Annotated in this window: 12 protein-coding genes and 1 tRNA gene; 4 read left to right on the top strand and 9 right to left on the bottom strand. The window is 62.4% G+C overall.

The annotated features are described in order from the left end of the window. Window positions 1-61: 61 nt before the first annotated feature. The 5 genes from BTW08_RS01625 to minC form a co-directional block, all read right to left on the bottom strand. Window positions 62-3,409 carry an autotransporter domain-containing protein gene (locus tag BTW08_RS01625; protein WP_075560772.1) on the bottom strand — a complete coding sequence of 1,116 codons (3,348 nt, stop codon included), beginning with the start codon at window positions 3,407-3,409 and terminating at the stop codon, window positions 62-64. A gap of 152 nt (window positions 3,410-3,561) precedes the next feature. Continuing rightward, the gene (sbcB, locus tag BTW08_RS01620; RefSeq protein WP_075560771.1) at window positions 3,562-5,070 is read right to left on the bottom strand and encodes an exodeoxyribonuclease I; all 1,509 of its coding nucleotides are present in this window, start codon (window positions 5,068-5,070) and stop codon (window positions 3,562-3,564) included. 176 nt (window positions 5,071-5,246) lie between these two features. Continuing rightward, window positions 5,247-5,516, bottom strand: a complete 270-nt coding sequence (gene minE, locus BTW08_RS01615; protein WP_075560770.1) for a cell division topological specificity factor MinE — start codon at window positions 5,514-5,516, stop codon at window positions 5,247-5,249. Beyond that, window positions 5,513-6,334 carry a septum site-determining protein MinD gene (minD, locus tag BTW08_RS01610; protein WP_075560769.1) on the bottom strand — a complete coding sequence of 274 codons (822 nt, stop codon included), beginning with the start codon at window positions 6,332-6,334 and terminating at the stop codon, window positions 5,513-5,515. Before minD ends, minE begins: the two co-directional genes overlap by 4 nt. A 46-nt stretch (window positions 6,335-6,380) precedes the next feature. Continuing rightward, window positions 6,381-7,136 (bottom strand): septum site-determining protein MinC, encoded by a 756-nt coding sequence (minC, locus tag BTW08_RS01605; protein ID WP_075560768.1) that lies wholly within the window; start codon window positions 7,134-7,136, stop codon window positions 6,381-6,383. Window positions 7,137-7,448: 312 nt separating this feature from the next. Here minC and BTW08_RS01600 point away from each other — a divergent pair, with 312 nt between their 5' ends. Beyond that, the gene (locus tag BTW08_RS01600) at window positions 7,449-10,217 is read left to right on the top strand and encodes a DUF349 domain-containing protein (RefSeq protein ID WP_075560767.1); all 2,769 of its coding nucleotides are present in this window, start codon (window positions 7,449-7,451) and stop codon (window positions 10,215-10,217) included. 28 nt (window positions 10,218-10,245) lie between these two features. Continuing rightward, window positions 10,246-10,322: transfer RNA gene (locus BTW08_RS01595), tRNA-Met, on the top strand. Between the two features lie 235 nt (window positions 10,323-10,557). Here the strand turns inward: BTW08_RS01595 and BTW08_RS19430 are convergent. Then, window positions 10,558-11,040 (bottom strand): cold shock domain-containing protein, encoded by a 483-nt coding sequence (locus BTW08_RS19430; protein ID WP_075560766.1) that lies wholly within the window; start codon window positions 11,038-11,040, stop codon window positions 10,558-10,560. Window positions 11,041-11,233: 193 nt separating this feature from the next. Between BTW08_RS19430 and BTW08_RS01585 the strand changes: the two genes are divergently transcribed. Continuing rightward, window positions 11,234-11,458, top strand: coding sequence for a SlyX family protein (locus BTW08_RS01585; RefSeq protein WP_083627622.1), 225 nt, complete (start codon window positions 11,234-11,236; stop codon window positions 11,456-11,458). Between the two features lie 92 nt (window positions 11,459-11,550). On the opposite strand, the gene trxB is transcribed toward BTW08_RS01585, so the two are convergent. The 3 genes from trxB to BTW08_RS01570 form a co-directional block, all read right to left on the bottom strand. Beyond that, on the bottom strand, window positions 11,551-12,504 hold the full coding sequence (trxB, locus tag BTW08_RS01580; protein ID WP_075560764.1) for a thioredoxin-disulfide reductase: 954 nt from the start codon (window positions 12,502-12,504) through the stop codon (window positions 11,551-11,553). Window positions 12,505-12,686: 182 nt separating this feature from the next. Then, entirely contained in the window at window positions 12,687-13,289 is a 603-nt protein-coding gene (locus BTW08_RS01575; RefSeq protein WP_075560763.1) for a peroxiredoxin, read from the bottom strand. A 146-nt stretch (window positions 13,290-13,435) separates the two neighbouring features. Then, complete coding sequence (locus BTW08_RS01570) at window positions 13,436-13,642, bottom strand: CPXCG motif-containing cysteine-rich protein (protein ID WP_075560762.1); 207 nt, start codon at window positions 13,640-13,642, stop codon at window positions 13,436-13,438. A gap of 542 nt (window positions 13,643-14,184) precedes the next feature. Here BTW08_RS01570 and acnA point away from each other — a divergent pair. Then, a complete protein-coding gene (gene acnA / locus BTW08_RS01565) occupies window positions 14,185-16,947 on the top strand; it encodes an aconitate hydratase AcnA (RefSeq protein ID WP_075560761.1) in 2,763 nt (920 codons plus the stop codon). The last annotated feature ends 653 nt before the right edge of the window (window positions 16,948-17,600 follow it).

Genomic DNA, 17,600 nt, shown 5'->3' with positions numbered 1-17,600 from the left:
GCCGTCTGGCTGGGGTTTCGTCGTTAGCGCAGGCTCGGCGCGGTCGATTATTGGACGGTGCCTAGAAACGTATCTTCAGATTGGCGTCGACACTCTGGTCCCGTGCATCGCTGGCCAGTCTGCCCGTGTAGCCTACCCCCACCGAAGTTGCCGGCGAGAGTGCCATATCGATCCCGGTTTCGAGCGTGATCGCGTCCTCGCCCACCGGCACGGCGTCGACCGAAAAGGCGTCTCCGCCCCGGAATGCCTGGTCTGCCGTCGGCGTCCGCTCGCCAAAAGCATGCTGCCAACCGAGTGCCGCCTGCCAACCGGCGTTTACACTGCCGATCTCGAATGGCGTGGTCGACCGCAGCCCCAGCGTCGAAAAAGTGACATCCGCGTCCCCGTCCTGGCCCTGCAGGCCCGCCTCCCCGCTCTCCTGATAGCCGTCGCTATGCAGATCGACATAGGCGAGTCCGGCGTAGGGCTCCAGCCGGGTCCGGCCCGCCGTCAGAGAGATACCGATCTCGCCGAAGACCTGGGCGGTGCGCGCATCATAGGAAGCCTTGGCCGTATCGACGTCCGCAACGTCGATCGAGCGGCGCGTGTCGAGGTCGTGCCAGGATTGCGCCGCGCCCAGACGCAGTCCCAACGGCCCAAAGGATCGGCCGGCGTAGGCGGCCAGGGTAAAGCTGTCGATATCGGCGGACGAGTCGCGACGGTCGACATCGTAGTCCGAGCGGCTATAGCCACCCGCCAAGCCGAGTCGCCATGCGCTATCGCCAGCGGCACCCATCAGCGTATCGACGCCCACGAAAAGCCCGTGTGTCGAGCGCTCCAGCCCGGCCGCGTTATCGTCGCCGTCACTCTCGCCCCAGCCGCCGAAACCTTGCAGCCAGACCCCCGACCGGTCTTTGGATAGCGCTTTCGTCGCCGGTGAGGCGCCCGAGGCGATGGCGACGTGGGAGGAACCCGCGTCGGCACCACGCATCCGGTCGAACACGGCCTCGCGCACGAATCGGCTCTCCTCGATCAGCCCGGTGCGCGCGCTGGCATGAATCTCGCCGGAAAGCGCGTCGTAATCGTGGCGAAGCTTGGCGGTATCGGTCGTGCTGATGATCGTGTCATAGAGACCGTTGCCCGTGCCCAGACTCTCGAGCCCGGCCGCTGCCGCCCGCTGATTATCGCTCGCGGCAAGATCGGCGAAGCGGGTGTCGTTGCGCGTGACGTCGAGCACCACGGCGTTCGCCTGATAATCCAGATCGAGATCGAAAAACGGCGAATACGCCTCGGGATCGGTGTAGCGCCCGCTGACGCCCTCGGTCGCGGTGAGCAGGGTGTAGCTCGAGGCCGCATAAGCGGCATCCGACAGTGGCGTCACCACGAGATCTCCCGCCAGTGTCGCCGTGCCATCGACGCGGATCCGGTCGGCGCTGGTTGGATCGGCGCTGGTTGAATCGATAGTCGCGCCGCCATCGATTTCCGCCAGATAGGTGGAGCCGGCAGTCTGCTGGTATTCGCCGGCCACGTTCAGCTGGCCGACGGAGTGACCGGGCGAAATCGTGCCATTCATGGTCACGTCACCCAGCGTGCCGTTGCCCTCGAGCAGGCCATCGGTCGCGACCGTCAGCGCGCCATCCAGCGTGCCGTCGAGATCGAGCCGGCTGCCACTGGCGAGATCGATCCCGTCCGCATATCGCTGAGTGCCGGTGAGCCGCCAGTTACCGTTGACCGAGAGCGACTCGAAACTGTCGCCGCCGGCGAACTCACCGTCACCGTCGAGCACGATGCTATCGACGCCGTCCCCGCCGTCGATGCGACCGTCGAAACTCCCGCCAGTCTCGACGACCAGCGTGTCGTTGCCATCGCCGAGAGCCAACGCCAAGCCGTTACCGCCGGCGATCAGCCCCGAATTGACGACGGTGTCGTCGAAGTCGCCCACCAGCGAAATGCCGTAGCCGTCGATGCCTTCGATGGTGCCGCGGTTGACGATCGTGGTCTCGCCATAAGCGCCGCCGCTGCTGCCATCATCGATCAGAATGCCGTTGTCGGCGCCGCTGATCAGCGCACTCTCGTTGGCATTGACGATGGCGCCGCCGCCCATGGCGATCCCTTCGCTCTGATTGGGCGTATCGCCCGGCTTCTGGCCCTTGGCGCCGGTTCCCCGAATCGTGCCGCCGTTGGTGATCTCGCCGATGTAGTCGATATCCACGCCGTCGCCGTCGCCCAGCTCGGAGTCGCTATCGATATCACCGCTGATCAGACCCTCGTTGACGACCGTTCCATTGCCATCGGAGCCGACACCCGAACCATTGCGACCCCGGAGCGTCGCCCCGGCCGCGTTGTAGACGGTCACGTCGACGTCGGTGGTGATGCCGTGGCGCGCGCCGGAGATCATGCCGCCGGTCAGGTTATTGATCGTCGCGGCATGGCCTTGAAGATCGACGCCGTCGTTGGAGGCGTCAGGCTCGGCGCTGTTGGAAACGATGGTGCCGGCATTATTGACCGTGGCGCCCTCGCCGGGACGCACGCCATCGGCATCTTCGGCCCGGATTTCGCCGCCGGCGTAGTTGTTGATCGTGACGTCGACCTGGCCGGACTCGATGTGATCGAAATCGATCGCCTGCCCGGCATCGTCGCCGGTGCCGGAGGAGAGAATCAGGCCGTCGTTGTCGACCGTGACGACGCCATTGGCGCCCTGCTGGTCGTCATCGCCATCGATTCGCACGGCGTCGTCGATGGACTCGATGATCCCGGTACTGTCGTTGGTCAGATGAAATTCGGAGAGGTTGGCGACATCGGCGACATTGATCGCCCGATTGGCGGAGGCCGTCGACAGAATCCGGCCCGCGTTATCGATGGTGATCGTGCCGGCACCCGGGCGAATCGCATCATTGTCGTCGGCCTCGATCAAGCCACTTTCGGCATTGCTGATCGTGACGACGGCCGTCGGCGATTCGATCGAGTCGAAATCCAGAACCTGACCGCCGGCCGAGTGCAGGGTGCCTGCGTTATCGACGGTGATCTTGCCATCGGTGACGTCGGTGTCGACCCGAAAGGCGTCGTCACTAGTTTCAATGACCGCGCCGGCGGCGTTGTACAGCGTCAGCGAGCGCTCGCTCTCGTCGCCATCGGTATCAATGCCACGGTCCCGGCTGAGAATCGAGCCGGCGTTGGTGATGGATACGCCGGCATCGGGCGACGCCCCGGTCCATTCGATCGCCGTCTCCTCGGTCTCGAGCACGGCCCCGGCCTCGATGCTCAACGTATCCGTACCGGTCACGCTGCGAGGTGTCGCTACGGTGTTGCCACTAGCGAGGGTGTAGACGTCGGCAAGGCTCAGCGCCGGCACCAGTGCCGACAGCGCCGCGGCCGAAAATGACGCTGCCATCAGCGTCACGCCGCGACGCCGTCTGATCTCGATCCCCATGAAGCTCCCCTGATCCCTGCTTGTTGGTTGTCATCAAGGGAATGCAGGCTAGGCAGAGAGTGTGACAACGCGATGACCGACGATCGCGCTTCGGGTCATCACCTTGGACATCGCCCGGGAGTTATGACTTCGAGGATCGGGCCCGGAACGTCTCAGTAGGCGTCGAAGGCCTGTTCTGGCATGATCGATTCGACGTACATCACCAGTTCCTCGAGGACCTGGCGTTCGCGATCCTCGAGCGGGGTCTGATTGAGGCGTTCGATCTCGCGGGCGAAATCCTTGAGCGTCACCCCGCCGCTCTTGGCATCGTTCATCCGCGACCAGCGGAAGGCGTCCCACTGGGACTTCTCTTCACTGTCGAGCGTGTCCGGATAGCTTCGCGCCCGCAGCCGGAACAGCATCTCCTCGAGACGCGGATCCTGAAAGGCGAACGCGGTGGTCCCCAGGTCATCGGGGGACGTGGCGTGCACGCGCTCCATGACCTGTCTATCGTGCGGCGAGAAAAAGCCACCGGAATAAAGCATCAGATCGGGATCCGACGGCGGATCCGGTGGCGATTCGGCAAATGCCAGCGCGGCCTTGCTGGACGACTCGGGATTCTGCACCAGCGCCTGCCAGTGCTGTTCGCAGAGCGCCCGGTCGAGCCCCACACGCTTGGCAACGGCATCGTCGGCCGTGGCGATCGGCAACAGCACCGGGCTGCGGTTGAGGTGGACCACTTTCAGCGGGATGCGCGTCTCGCCCTCGGCCAGCTCGTTGTCGCTGACGAAAATACGCGCGCGAATCTCCTCTGGCGTCAGCGAGAACAGCGGCGCCGGGTCGACGGCAAGATCGTAGACAATGACGCCGTTGGGGTTGGAGGGATGCATGGCCAGCGGTACGACCAGAGCACTGCAACCGCGACTGGCGGGATATCGCCGGGAAATGTGCAGCATCGGCTTGCGCGCATCGACATCAAGCAGCCCGGCCACGCGTCGTTTGCTGCGCAGCGACAGCAGGTAATCGAAGAATTTGGCATTCCGCGCCCGTAGCAGTCTCGCCAGGCCGATGGTGGCACGCACGTCGGCAAGCGCATCGTGAGCGCCTTCGTGCTCGATGCCATTGGCCGCGGTCAGATGCTCGAGCTTGAAACTCGGTGCACCGTCTTCACGCTTTGGCCATTCAATACCGTCGGGGCGCACGGCGTGGAAAGCGCGCACGGCATCGATCAGATCCCAACGGGAATTGCCGTTCTGCCATTCACGTGCATAGGGGTCGAACAGGTTGCGATAGAACAGATGGCGGCTGACTTCATCATCGAAGCGCAGGCTGTTGTAGCCCAGCGAGCAGGTACCGGGAACGCTCATTTCCGCCTGGATGCGCGCGGCGAACTCGACTTCCGGGACGCCACGCCGTAACGCCGCCTGGGGGGTGATGCCGGTAATCAGACAGGCTTGAGGGCTGGGCAGGTCATCATCGGCCGGCCGAGCGTAGAGCGTCAGCGGCTCGCCGATCTCGTTGAAGTCGGCATCGGTACGGATCGCTGCGAACTGCGACGCCCGATGCCGGCGCGGATCGGCGCCGAAGGTTTCATAGTCGTGCCAGAGAAAGGTAGGCTCTGCCTGAGGCTGGACTTTTTGGCTCTGGAATTTGTTACTCTGGACCCTTCCGCTCTCGGCCATACCGCTCTCCGCCTGCGCAAAAGCCCAAGCCTAGCATAGCCGGCCACACGACTCATGTGCGGCTGCCATGCCAGACCCATTCCTCGACCGGCCGTCTGTTGGCGAGCCTGGGTCGAGAGCCATTGCAGGAAGCCGTCGCCATGAGTCACTGACACGATCATGGCCGACGCTGGCGGTCAGCTCTTGGCCGCCTCGCCTTCGTTGGGCAGCGTCACGTTGAGTTCGAGCACCGAGCAGTCGTTGTCGCTGTCGAGGCTGATATTGATGGCATCCTGGTCGACCTTGACGTACCGCCGAATGACCGCGAGCAGCTCCTGCTCCAGCATCGGCATGTAGTCGGGCTGCCCGCGATGCCCGCGCTGATGGGCGACGATGATCTGCAGCCGTTCCTTGGCAACGGATGCCGATTTCTTGCGTTCGCCCTTGAGAAAATCGAGTAGCCTCACCGGCGGCCTCCTCCTCCGAACATGCGTGCGATCAGTCCACGTTTCTGCACCGACTGAAAACGTAGCGGCACGTCTTCACCCATCAGACGCGACACGGTATCCGCGTACGCCTGGCCGGCGTCGCTCTTGTCGTCATGGATGACTGGCACCCCCTGGTTGGAGGCACGCAGTACGGCTTCCGATTCGGGTATCAGACCGACCAGATCGATGGCCAGAATCTCGCGAATGTCATCCAGGTTGAGCATGTCACCGTCATCGACCCGGTTCGGATTGTAGCGGGTGACCAGCAGATGCTCCTTGATCGGTTCACGACCCTGCTCCGCACGGCGCGATTTGGACGACAGCAGCCCGAGAATGCGATCGGAATCTCGAACCGACGAGACTTCCGGGTTGGTGACGACGACGGCCTCGTCGGCGAAGTAGAGCGCCAACTGGGCACCGCGTTCGATACCGGCGGGGGAATCGCAGATGATGTAATCAAACTCTTCGGAGAGATCCATCAGCACCTTCTCCACGCCTTCCAGTGTCAGCGCATCCTTGTCGCGCGTCTGGGAGGCGGGAAGGATATGCAGGTTCTCGGAGCGCTTGTCGCGAATCATGGCCTGCTTGAGGCCAGCCTCGCCCTGGATGACATTGACCAGGTCGTAGACGACTCGGCGCTCGCAACCCATGATCAGGTCGAGGTTACGCAGACCCACGTCGAAGTCGATGACCACGGTCTTGTTGCCGCGCAGAGCCAGCCCCGTGGCAATGGCCGCCGCACTAGTCGTTTTACCGACGCCACCCTTACCGGATGTTACAACGATGATCTTGGCCAAGATGAACTTCCTGTTGCCCGATAAATGTTGATCACTCTCGCGCCATTCAGGTCAGCGCCGAGATCCTTAACTGGTCTTCCTTGAGCCGCACCTGGACAGAACATCCCAGCATCTTGGGATCGATATCCTCGAGACGCTTGTAAGTCCCTGCCACGGAAAGCAACTCGGCATTCAGATCGTGGCAGAAGATACCGGCCTCACGATCGCCATGGATACCGGCCAGCGCCCGCCCGCGTAACGGTCCGTAGACGTGGACGCTGCCGGCAGCCAGCACTTCGGCACCGGGATTGACCGCGCCGATCACGACCAGGTCGCCTTCGGAGGCGGAAATCTGCTGGCCGGAGCGCACCGTGCCGCGATGAATACGCCCGCCGGCGTGCGCCGCCGCTTCTGGCACCGGCAGCTCGGCTTCGGCTTCCACCGGCGCCTCGACGAGCCGGGATTCGGCGGGCCGCATCTCGACCGCCCGCGGGCGGATTTCCTGAGGCGGAAACCATCCCAACCCCAATGCCCAGGCCGACTGTTTGACCGGATCCGACCCGCCGCGCACGGCCACCGGCAGCAGCTTGTGCGCGCGACATACCGCGCAGATGCGCTCGAGCGCGAGATGAGGCTCATCGATCTGCTCGACGCTCAACACCACCGGCGTGTGCTGGAAGAAGGCAGGAGCCTGGCTGACCTTGCCGGCCAGTTGCGCACGAATGCGCTCCGGGTCGCCACTGGCCAATTCCATGACTGTCATCGGCAACATGCCACCTTTGAAGGTAAAGGCAGTATCTGCCCGATCCCTGTTGAGACTCATGACCGAACTCCGCGGCGGGGGAATGGGGTTACGCTAAGCGAGGGCGGACGTCGCTGCAACCGATCATAAGGCTCCTCAGACATTTTGTCAGGTGTCTCCGCAGACCGACGCACCTGACGATCCCGGACCGATGCATTCATTGGTCGCAGACCGCCGCATCCATCAATACCAGACTTCATCGCAGACCGACGTCCATCAATCGGGCTTTTACCGCCGGCCGTCAGATGGTTAGATAGACAGTTGCCGTCGGCGCCGCCCAGTTGCGAGGCCGACCTTTGCCAGCCTCGTCGTTTTCAGGATGCCACACCGGCCATGCCAGGACTCTTTCAACGTTTTTTCTCTCCCCGCTGGCGGCACAAGGATCCCGCTGTCCGCGCCCAAGCCGCCTCTCAGCTGAGCCCGGACGATCTCGATACGCTGCGACAGCTCGCCCAGGACGAATCGCCCGAGGTTCGCAGGGCAGCCTTGGCGCGAGTGCAGGAACTCGATCCGCTCTTTAAATGGCACCGCCAGTCGCCGAGCGAGGAATCGTTCCAGCGTCTCGTCGACCTGCTCGGCGGTCGCGTATCGCCCAGCCCCGATCTCGATACGCGTCTGGCCAAGGTCGAGCAGCTAGAGGACTTTGCCCTGGTCGATGCCCTGATCGTTCACAGCGACAATCAGGCGTTACGCCTGGCGGCGCTGGCGCGTATCGACGATGAAGCCCGCCTGATCCACCACGCCAGTGACAACGGCATCACAGCCGTGCGTCACGCCGCCGCCGATCGAGTCACCACCGCCGAAGGGTTGACGCTTCTGGTCAAGCAGGCGCGCCGCGACAAGCAGGTCGCCCGACTCGCCCGTGAGCGTCTGGCACGCCTGCGCGCCGACGCCGAACAGCAGGCCCGGGAAGAGAGCGAGCGCGAACAGCTTCTGGTCACGCTGGAGGCCCAGGCCAATCGGTCCTGGGAACCTACCTTCGAGGCGCGCCTGAAGCACTGGATCAAGAACTGGGACGCGCTGACCAGCAGTGCCGACGAGGAACAGCGATCTCGGTTCGACGCTGCAGTGGCGCGCTGCCGCCAGCGAGTGGCCGAGCACGAACACCAGTCTCGAGAGATCGAGCGCGTCCAGCGCGAGAAAAGCGAGGCGCAGGCGACTCGCGAAGGCATTCTCGAAGCGCTGAGCCAGGCCTTGAGGATCGTGGCTGAAGCTGACCGCCTGACCCCGGAGGTCATGCAGGCGCTGCAAGGCAAATGGCGGCTGCAAGAGGAGCGCTGGCAGGACGTCTCGGATCGCTACGGCGTCAGCGAGTCTTTCCAGCAACGCTATCTGGCACTCGACCAGCAGGCTCAATCTATCTGGCAGGCCTGGGAGCGGCTGCAGGCGGAAACGCCGGCCCTGCGCGAGGGCCTCGAAAAGGACCAGCCGTTGCAGTCCGCGCTCGATCGTCTGGCCTGGCCGGCCGCGCTGCCACCGACCGAGCTGGTCCTCGATGCGCAACGTCAGGCCGCAGCCAGCGAGCGCTACGCCAGCGCGCAGAACGCCGCCAAGGTCGAAGAGCACTGGTCGGATGAGGAGCTCGGCCGCCATCTCGAAGCGCTGATCCAGGAGCTCGACCAGGGGCGCTATCGCCCCGCCTCCCAGCTACATCGTCGTCTGCGTCAGCATCTGGAGTCCAGCGAGCAGACGTTGTCTTCGACGCATGAGCAGATTTACAAGCAGCAGACCGCTCGCCTTGCCGAGCTGCGGGATTGGCGCGGCTTTGCGGCGGCGCCCAAGCGCGAGGCCTTGCTGGCAAATATCGAAGCGCTGGTCGAAGCCCGCGATCAACCGGATGCCGAGCGTCATCGTCGCCACCAGCAGTTGATCCGCGACTGGCGTCTACTCGGTGATGCCGCGGCGACCCGCGACCTGGCCCAGCGTTTCCGCGCCGCCTCCGACGCGCTGCATGCGCAGCTGGCAGACTGGGAAGCCGAGCTGAATTCGCGGGAGCAGGACAATCTGGCCTCCCGCCGAGCTCTCTGCGATCAACTGGAGGCGCTGCTCGCCAACCCTTCCGCGGCGGCCGACCCCGATGGCCTGCGCCGAGTGCGCGATGCCGCACAGGAACAGTGGGACCATCACTGGCCGATCCCGAAACGCCAGGCGGCTTCCACCGGGCGGCATTACGCCCGCCTTCGCCGCCAGCTACAGGCATTGATCGACGAGCGCGCCGGCGACGTCGCCAATCGCAAGCGGGCACTGGTCGAACAGGCCCGACAACTGGCCGACGACAGCGCACCCGCCACGCAGCGAGCCGAGCAGGCCAAGACGCTACAGCAGCGCTGGCGCGAGATGGGGCGCGCCCCCAAAGGGATCGAGCAGACGCTGTGGCAACAGTTCCGTACCCATTGCGATACCATTTTTGCCGCTCGCGACACCGTTCGTGACGAACAGCAGACGCGCCAGCAGCAACGGTTCGACGACATGCAGGCGTTGATCGACCGCCTGGATGCCTGGCAGCCGGAGTCCGGTGGTGAGCGCCACGTGCTCGACGCGGCGCTGGCAGAGGCTCAGCGCCTGATTCCGCTGCCACGTAGCCGACGCAGCGACGGCATGGAAAAGCGCTGGCAAGGCATCGTTCATGCCCGGGAAGTGACGCTGGACCGCCTCGCGCTGGTCGAAGAGGCAAGGCAGTGGCCCGATTACCGGCACTACCTGCGCCAGGCGATCGCAGGCGAGCTCGATACCGGACAGCTCGACGGCGACGTACGCCGCGCCTTCGAGATTCGTCGCACCCAGCAACAGACGCACTCCATGGAGCACGCCGAAGAGAGCCTGCAGAGATGTCTGGTTCAGCTGGCGCTGCTGGCAGGCGATGCGATTCCCGCCGAGCTGGAGCCGCTGCGCCTCGAAGTCCAAGTGGCAAGGCTCAACGATGGGCTGGGTCGCCCGCCCACGCCGCCCGAAGAACTGGAGCAGACGCTGCTGCGCCTGCTGTCGATCGCCCCGCTCTCACTGGAGATCTGGGAACGCTATGAACCGGCGTTCGACAACGTCATGCGTCATCTAGGGCGCGCGGGACATCATCATGGCGATGATGCTGTTGACATCGTCTAATCCATACGTATAATACGCCACAAGTTGATGCGGGGTGGAGCAGTCTGGTAGCTCGTCGGGCTCATAACCCGAAGGTCATCGGTTCAAATCCGGTCCCCGCTACCAAATTATTTAACCGGTGCCTTCCCCAGGCGCCGGTTTTTTTTGGTCTGAATCTTTATTCTATCGGAACAATCTTCTCTGGCAGATTCCAGCGAGTTCAATAGCGTTCGACTCCCTCGGCAATGCCTAACCTGGCGGACGGGCAACCAACGAAAAATGCCCCCGAAAGCGCAAGCTTTCAGAGGCATCGAAGCGTTTTTAGAGAAGCGCTTTTCGAGAAAGGCTTACCGAGTCGAGATCAGGTGATGACGGTAACGTCATCCGCCTGCAGACCTCGATCATTCTCGATCACGTGATAACGCACTTTCTGCCCCTCGGCGAGGGTACGATGCCCCTTGCCGCGAATCGCGCGGAAATGCACGAACACGTCTTCACCATCGGCGCGGGTGATGAACCCGTAGCCCTTGTTGACGTTGAACCACTTGACCTCGCCCAGCTCGCGATCGTCGTTTTCGACATCGGCGAGCATGGCAGCGGTGACCGCCCTGGGCGTGGCCGGCGACAGCAACGCCATGGCCAGGGTGCCAAGCCACAACACGATGAACACGGCGATCACCGTCGCACCGTACATGGCGGAGACCCCTTCCACATTCAGAAACCAGGTCAGGTCGGTCGCCAGCATGCTGCTGATCAGCGTGATCAGGAGACCGATCAGCAATGGCGAAGGTATCGAAAGGAGGAGACTGATCAGCGTACAACGCAGAATTACCTTGCTATTCATGGATTCTCATATCTCTGGACGTCGGGACACGGAAAAAGCCCGTTTTCATGGCGGGCAGGAACGGTTTTCATACTCATCATCACTCATCTACTATCACTAACTGACTGTCAATAATCTACTTTTACTGAAGGTGCCGTGAATGAAAGATGACACGCAATCAGGGAAGTCTAGCACGGTAGACTCACCCTCGCGCATGACCACGGACGCCCGTTTCGAGGCTCTCGAGAGCCGTCTGGCATTCCAGGACGATTGGCTGGAAACGCTGGATCGGCTGGTCAGAGAGCAGGCAACCGAACTCGAGCGATTGACCCGGGCCAATACCTTGCTGCGCACGAGACTCAGCGAACAACGCCAGGCCATCGACGAGCTGGGCGGAGAGACGCCGCAGCCGGAGGACGAACTCCCGCCTCACTATTGAGAGCCACCGCTGTTAAGAATCCAGAACCACCCCGGACACGATGAAGCCCGGCCGGAGCCGGGCTTCATTAGTGCGGCGACATCCCGTCCGGCTCAGTCGATACCATCCAGAAAACGCTCGGCATCCAGCGCCGCCATGCAGCCGCTGCCGGCGGAAGTGATCGCCTGCCGATAGATGTGATCCATGACGTCGCCGGCGGCGAAAACACCGGGAACGCTGGTCGCCGTGGCATTACCTTCCAGGCCGGAATGGACGCGGATATAGCCGTTGGCCATGTCGAGTTGGTCCTCGAAGATGCCGGTATTCGGTGTGTGACCGATCGCGATGAAGACGCCCATGGCATCGAGCTGCTTGGTCTCGCCGGTCAGCGTGGAGCGCAGCTGGGCGCCGGTCACACCGCTGCCGTCGCCCAGCACTTCGTCGAGGGTATGGTTCCACTCGATCGCCATGTTGCCGTTCTCGACCTTCTCCCGCAGGCGGTCCTGCAGGATCTTCTCGCCCCGGAGCCCGTCGCGGCGGTGAACCAGAGTCACCTTCGAAGCGATATTGGAACGATAGAGCGCCTCTTCCATCGCCGTGTTGCCGCCACCGACCACGACCACATGCTGATTGCGATAGAAGAAACCGTCACAGGTGGCGCAGGCGGAAACGCCCTGCCCCATGAACTGCTGTTCGGAAGGCAGTCCGAGATAACGGGCGCTGGCACCGGTGGCGATGATCAAGGCATCACAGGTATAGGTACCGTTTTCCCCCTTGAGGGTGAACGGCTTCTCGCGCAGTTCGACTTCGTTGATATGATCGAACAGCACTTCGGTTTGGAAGCGCTCGGCATGCTTGCGCATCCGCTCCATCAACTCGGGGCCCTGAACGCCTTCATCGTCGCCGGGCCAGTTGTCGACGTCGGTCGTCGTCGTCAGCTGGCCGCCCGCCTGCATCCCGGTGATCAGCAACGGCTTGAGATTCGCTCGCGCCGCATACACGGCAGCGGTATAACCGGCCGGCCCGGAGCCCAGAATGATCAAACGTTCGTGGCGCGCGTCGCTCATGGCTACCTCGGTTCAGATGTCGATTCGATTGGCGTGTCGATCCAAACGCCTTGTGGGATGCGTCGCGATACGAAGCATGCCGCAAGGCACTTATCAAATAGCCCAGGATGTCAAAATGACCCGGGATGATACCAGAAATGAATGGGGCGACCGTATCGGTCGCCCCAGGAACTCAGCGCGGCTTACAGACTGCCGGCATGAGTGCCGAGGTACTTGGCCACGCCTTCAGCGGTGTCCTTCATACCTTCCTGGCCTTCTTCCCAGCCAGCCGGGCAGACTTCGCCGTTCGTCTGGTGGTACTTGAGCGCCTTGACCATACGCAGCATCTCGTCGACGTTACGACCCAGCGGCAGGTTGTTGACGGTCTGGTGCTGAACGACACCGTCTTCGTCGATCAGGAAGGAGGCGCGCAGCGCGACACCGGCTTCCGGATGCTCGATCCCGTAGGCCTGACAGATATCGTGCTTGACGTCGGCCACGATCGGGAAACCGACTTCACCGATGCCACCGGCGTCCGGCGAGGTCTTGCGCCAGGCGTGGTGGGTGTACTGGGAATCGATGGAAGCACCGATCACTTCGACGCCGAGTTCCTTGAACTGCGCCAGACGATTGTCATGGGCGATGATCTCGGACGGGCAGACGAAGGTGAAATCCAGCGGCCAGAAGAACAGCACGCGCATCTTGCCGTTACTGTCGGACAGACGATAGTCGTCCTTGATGGAGCCATCAGGCATGACGGCTGCCGTTTCGAAATCCGGGGCCTGGCGACCTACGAGTACGCTCATGAGCATCTCCTATAGTGAGTTATCGAGGGGTTAGAATCTTGAGCGGTTAGACTAACGGCTAACCTCTCATGCTCCAATTTAATTGCCGCAATAGATCGTATAGCGCTTCACTATTGAAACAGTGCGATGTTCCTATCAATGCCTATTCATACCACGTCGTCGTCATCCGCCAGCGTGACGCTCTCCAGCTCGCCGGAAAGCGTCGTTCTCACGCCCACGTGAATTGGCTGACAACAGACCACGCAATCTTCCCAGGTGTCGTAACCGCCGGCGCTGAGGTCCAGCAGCAGTGAAAACGGCGCGTCGCAATACGGACAATTGACCGGCCATTCGATGATCGATTCATGCGACATGGGTCACCTCCCGCGATGCGGATCGTTTGCGTGGCCAGGCTGCTACAGAGCCAACGTCATGGCGCTCCTGGCGAGGCTGTTCATCAAAGTCGCTCAGCCAATGCCCTGAGCCCTGAGCCAGAGCCCGCCCTGAGCCAAGGTCCTTTCGGCAGAGTCCATGACCACGAACTACGCTGAAACTGGTGGCGGTGGGATGCGCTTTCAAGGCCGCACCGGACGATAGTCGCGGAGCATCCGATTGAAAATCCATGTTATTGTACCCATGATTATTGTCGACAACCTGTTTCGTCCGGCCGCCGTGCTCGATGTTATTTGCCGGACCGCTGGAGAATCTCGAGCAATTTCATCCGACAGGGCAAAGCGTATCAGCCGAAACCAGGCTCGAAACCAGACCCGAAACTAGACATAAGAGCGGTGCAAAGACACCCCTTCGACAGACGATCGGCAGTGATTGAATGCTGGCGAATCGTAGTTCAGGAACCGGACAGGCGAGTTGGCACCGCATCTCGATGCCAGGCGCCGCCATGAGGAGGATCACTGAGATGGCTACAGCCCCAAGTCATACGCTAGCGACGCTCGACGTCAAAGGTACGACCTTTCACTATTACAGCCTGCCCAAGGCGGCCGAGACCCTCGGCAACATCGACAAGTTGCCGATGACGCTCAAGGTGCTGCTGGAAAACCAGCTGCGCTACGCCGACGACCCTACCGTGTCGGAAGACGATATCCAGGCGCTGGCCGACTGGCTCAAGGAAGGCAAGTCGACTCGCGAGATCGGCTATCGTCCGGCACGCGTATTGATGCAGGACTTCACCGGCGTTCCCGGCGTCGTCGATCTGGCTGCCATGCGGGATGCGGTCAAGAAGCTGGGCGCCAAGGCCGAGCGCATCAATCCTCTGTCCCCGGTGGATCTGGTCATCGACCACTCGGTGATGGTCGACCATTTTGGCGACGCGTCCGCGTTCAAGGACAACGTCGCGATGGAGATGGAACGTAACCTCGAGCGCTACGAATTTCTGCGCTGGGGCCAGGACGCCTTCGACAACTTCCGCGTCGTACCGCCGGGCACCGGCATCTGCCACCAGGTCAACCTCGAGTATCTCGGCAAGACGGTGTGGACCAAGGAAGTCGACGGCAAGACCTACGCGTTCCCGGACACCCTGGTCGGTACCGATTCCCACACCACCATGATCAACGGCCTGGGCATTCTCGGCTGGGGCGTGGGCGGTATCGAAGCCGAAGCGGCGATGCTGGGTCAGCCGGTGTCGATGCTGATTCCGGAAGTGGTCGGCTTCAAGCTGACCGGCAAGCTCAACGAGGGCATCACCGCCACCGATCTGGTGCTGACCGTCACCCAGATGCTGCGCAAGAAAGGCGTCGTGGGCAAGTTCGTCGAATTCTATGGCGACGGCCTCGACGATCTGCCGCTGGCCGACCGTGCCACCATCGCCAACATGGCACCGGAATACGGCGCCACCTGCGGTTTCTTCCCGGTCGACGAGGAAACGCTCAACTACCTGCGCCTGACCGGTCGCGAAGAAGAGCAGATCGAACTGGTCAAGGCCTACACCCAGGCCCAGGGCCTGTGGCGTCAGCCGGGAGCCGAGCCGACCTTCACCGACGCCCTCGAACTCGACATGGGCAAGGTCGAGGCGTCTCTGGCCGGCCCCAAGCGTCCGCAGGACCGTGTCGCCCTGACCGACCTGAAGTCCACTTTCGAAGGGCTGATGAACGGCGATAAGCCGGACGCCTCGAAGGAAGAGCAAGGCAAGTGGATGTCCGAAGGCGGCGATACCGCGGTCGGCGCTCCGCCTGCCGACGGCGAGAGCTATCGGACCGGCAGCGATTACCGCACCGGCGACAGTCAGCAAGTCGAGTACGAGGGCGAATCGTTCTCTCTCAACCATGGCGCCGTGGTGATCGCCGCCATCACCTCCTGCACCAACACGTCCAACCCCAGCGTGATGATGGCTGCCGGCCTGCTGGCGCGGAAGGCGCACGAGAAAGGGCTGACCACCAAGCCTTGGGTCAAGACCTCGCTGGCACCTGGTTCCAAGGTCGTCACCGACTACCTGGCCGCCGGCGGCGTGCAGGACGATCTCAACGCGCTGGGTTTCAATCTGGTCGGTTACGGCTGCACGACCTGCATCGGCAACTCCGGCCCGCTGCCCGAACCGATCGAGAAAGCCGTCAACAACGGCGATCTGACCGTTGCCTCGGTGCTTTCCGGTAACCGCAACTTCGAAGGTCGCGTGCATCCGCTGGTCAAGACCAACTGGCTGGCGTCGCCGCCCCTGGTCGTCGCCTATGCCCTGGCCGGCAACGTGCGCAAGGATTTGACCAAGGAGCCGCTGGGCAAGGATCAACAGGGTAACGACGTTTACCTGAAGGATATCTGGCCGTCCCAGGCCGAGATCGCCGAGGCGGTCGAGAAGGTCAAGACCGAGATGTATCGCAAGGAGTACGCCGAAGTCTTCGACGGCGACGAGATCTGGCAGTCGATCGAGTTTCCGGAAAGCGAGGTCTACGCCTGGTCCAAGGATTCGACCTATATCCAGCATCCGCCGTTCTTCGAGGGCATGGAGAAAGAGCCGAAACCGGTCGAGGACGTCAAGAATGCCCGCGTGCTGGCCAAGCTCGGCGACTCCGTCACCACTGACCACATCTCGCCGGCGGGATCGATCAAGCCGGACAGCCCTGCAGGCAAATATCTGCAGGAGCACGGTGTGGCGGTGAAGGATTTCAACTCCTACGGCTCGCGTCGCGGCAACCACGAAGTGATGATGCGCGGCACCTTCGCCAACGTGCGTATCCGCAACGAGATGCTGGAAAACGTCGAAGGCGGCTACACGCGCCACGTGCCCAGCGGCGAACAGATGTCGATCTACGACGCGGCGATGAAGTACGCCGAAGACGACACGCCGCTGGTGGTCATCGCCGGCAAGGAGTACGGCACCGGCTCCTCGCGTGACTGGGCGGCCAAGGGTACGCGTCTGCTTGGCGTGCGCGCCGTCATCACCGAATCCTACGAGCGTATCCACCGCTCCAATCTGATCGGCATGGGCGTGCTGCCGCTGCAGTTCCCTGAAGGCGAGAGCCGCGAGACGCTGGGTCTGACTGGCGACGAAACCGTCTCCATCGAAGGCCTGAAGGATCTCGCGCCGGGCAGCACCGTCAAGGTGACCATTGCGTCCGACAAGGGCGAGAAGAAGATCGACGCCCTGTGCCGCATCGATACCGCCAACGAGCTGGAGTACTACCGTCACGGCGGTATTCTCCACTACGTACTGCGCAGCATGCTGTAAACGCATATCGCGTAGTTTGAATGGCGTTGCACGGCAGTCAGCGAAGCCCCACCGATTGGTGGGGCTTTTTTGTGGATCCTGCGCCAACCGAACGAGGAGACTCATTTCATGTCCTCGTGGTTACCACTGATCCGGCATTAACCTACTTTCCGCTCATGGTCGTGAGGGGCAAGCCCCTCACACTCCCCTTTTTGACGCCGCACAATAGCGAAACCCTGAACGCTGTCACGCCGAATTCGGGTCGGCGCAAAAGGGCATCCTGCCCAACGCGCCTTTTGCGACATCCATGTCGCAAAACCCGATTCGTCGTTCCTGCGTTCAGCGCTATTGCGGAGGCGTCGAAGGGTGGCAATTTTCGAGCGTGGAGAGAAACACCCATTAACGAACAAGCCCCGCTCTCGGGCGGGGCTTGTTCGTAGCTCGTAGCTCGTAGCTCGTAGCTCGTAGCTCGTAGCTCGTAGCTCGTAGCTCGTAGCTCGTAGCTCGTAGTTCGTAGCTCGTAGCTCACGACATCAGATCGAACGCCGACGATACTGGCGGTAACGCGGATACCAGAAGTGACCGTGGATCGCGTCCCACAACACTTCGTCGCTGGACGAGAGCGCGACACCGTCGGTCTGGGCCTGCTTGCCGACAGCGAAGGCGATCAACTG

Origin of the sequence: Salinicola sp. MH3R3-1, from assembly GCF_001937155.1 — a bacterium.
In the GTDB taxonomy this organism is placed as follows: domain Bacteria; phylum Pseudomonadota; class Gammaproteobacteria; order Pseudomonadales; family Halomonadaceae; genus Salinicola; species Salinicola halophyticus.
The sequence above is the reverse complement of the archived record's forward strand: the minus strand, read 5'-3'. Positions and strand labels throughout refer to the sequence as shown.

Bases quoted from the DNA above. Each gene is read 5' to 3' on its own strand.
- BTW08_RS01570 (WP_075560762.1), bottom strand. From the start codon at position 13,642: ATGTCGCATGAATCGATCATCGAATGGCCGGTCAATTGTCCGTATTGC.
- BTW08_RS19430 (WP_075560766.1), bottom strand. From the start codon at position 11,040: ATGAATAGCAAGGTAATTCTGCGTTGTACGCTGATCAGTCTCCTCCTT.
- BTW08_RS01575 (WP_075560763.1), bottom strand. From the start codon at position 13,289: ATGAGCGTACTCGTAGGTCGCCAGGCCCCGGATTTCGAAACGGCAGCC.
- trxB (WP_075560764.1), bottom strand. From the start codon at position 12,504: ATGAGCGACGCGCGCCACGAACGTTTGATCATTCTGGGCTCCGGGCCG.
- BTW08_RS01585 (WP_083627622.1), top strand. From the start codon at position 11,234: ATGACCACGGACGCCCGTTTCGAGGCTCTCGAGAGCCGTCTGGCATTC.
- BTW08_RS01625 (WP_075560772.1), bottom strand. From the start codon at position 3,409: ATGGGGATCGAGATCAGACGGCGTCGCGGCGTGACGCTGATGGCAGCG.
- minC (WP_075560768.1), bottom strand. From the start codon at position 7,136: ATGAGTCTCAACAGGGATCGGGCAGATACTGCCTTTACCTTCAAAGGT.
- sbcB (WP_075560771.1), bottom strand. From the start codon at position 5,070: ATGGCCGAGAGCGGAAGGGTCCAGAGTAACAAATTCCAGAGCCAAAAA.
- acnA (WP_075560761.1), top strand. From the start codon at position 14,185: ATGGCTACAGCCCCAAGTCATACGCTAGCGACGCTCGACGTCAAAGGT.
- BTW08_RS01600 (WP_075560767.1), top strand. From the start codon at position 7,449: ATGCCAGGACTCTTTCAACGTTTTTTCTCTCCCCGCTGGCGGCACAAG.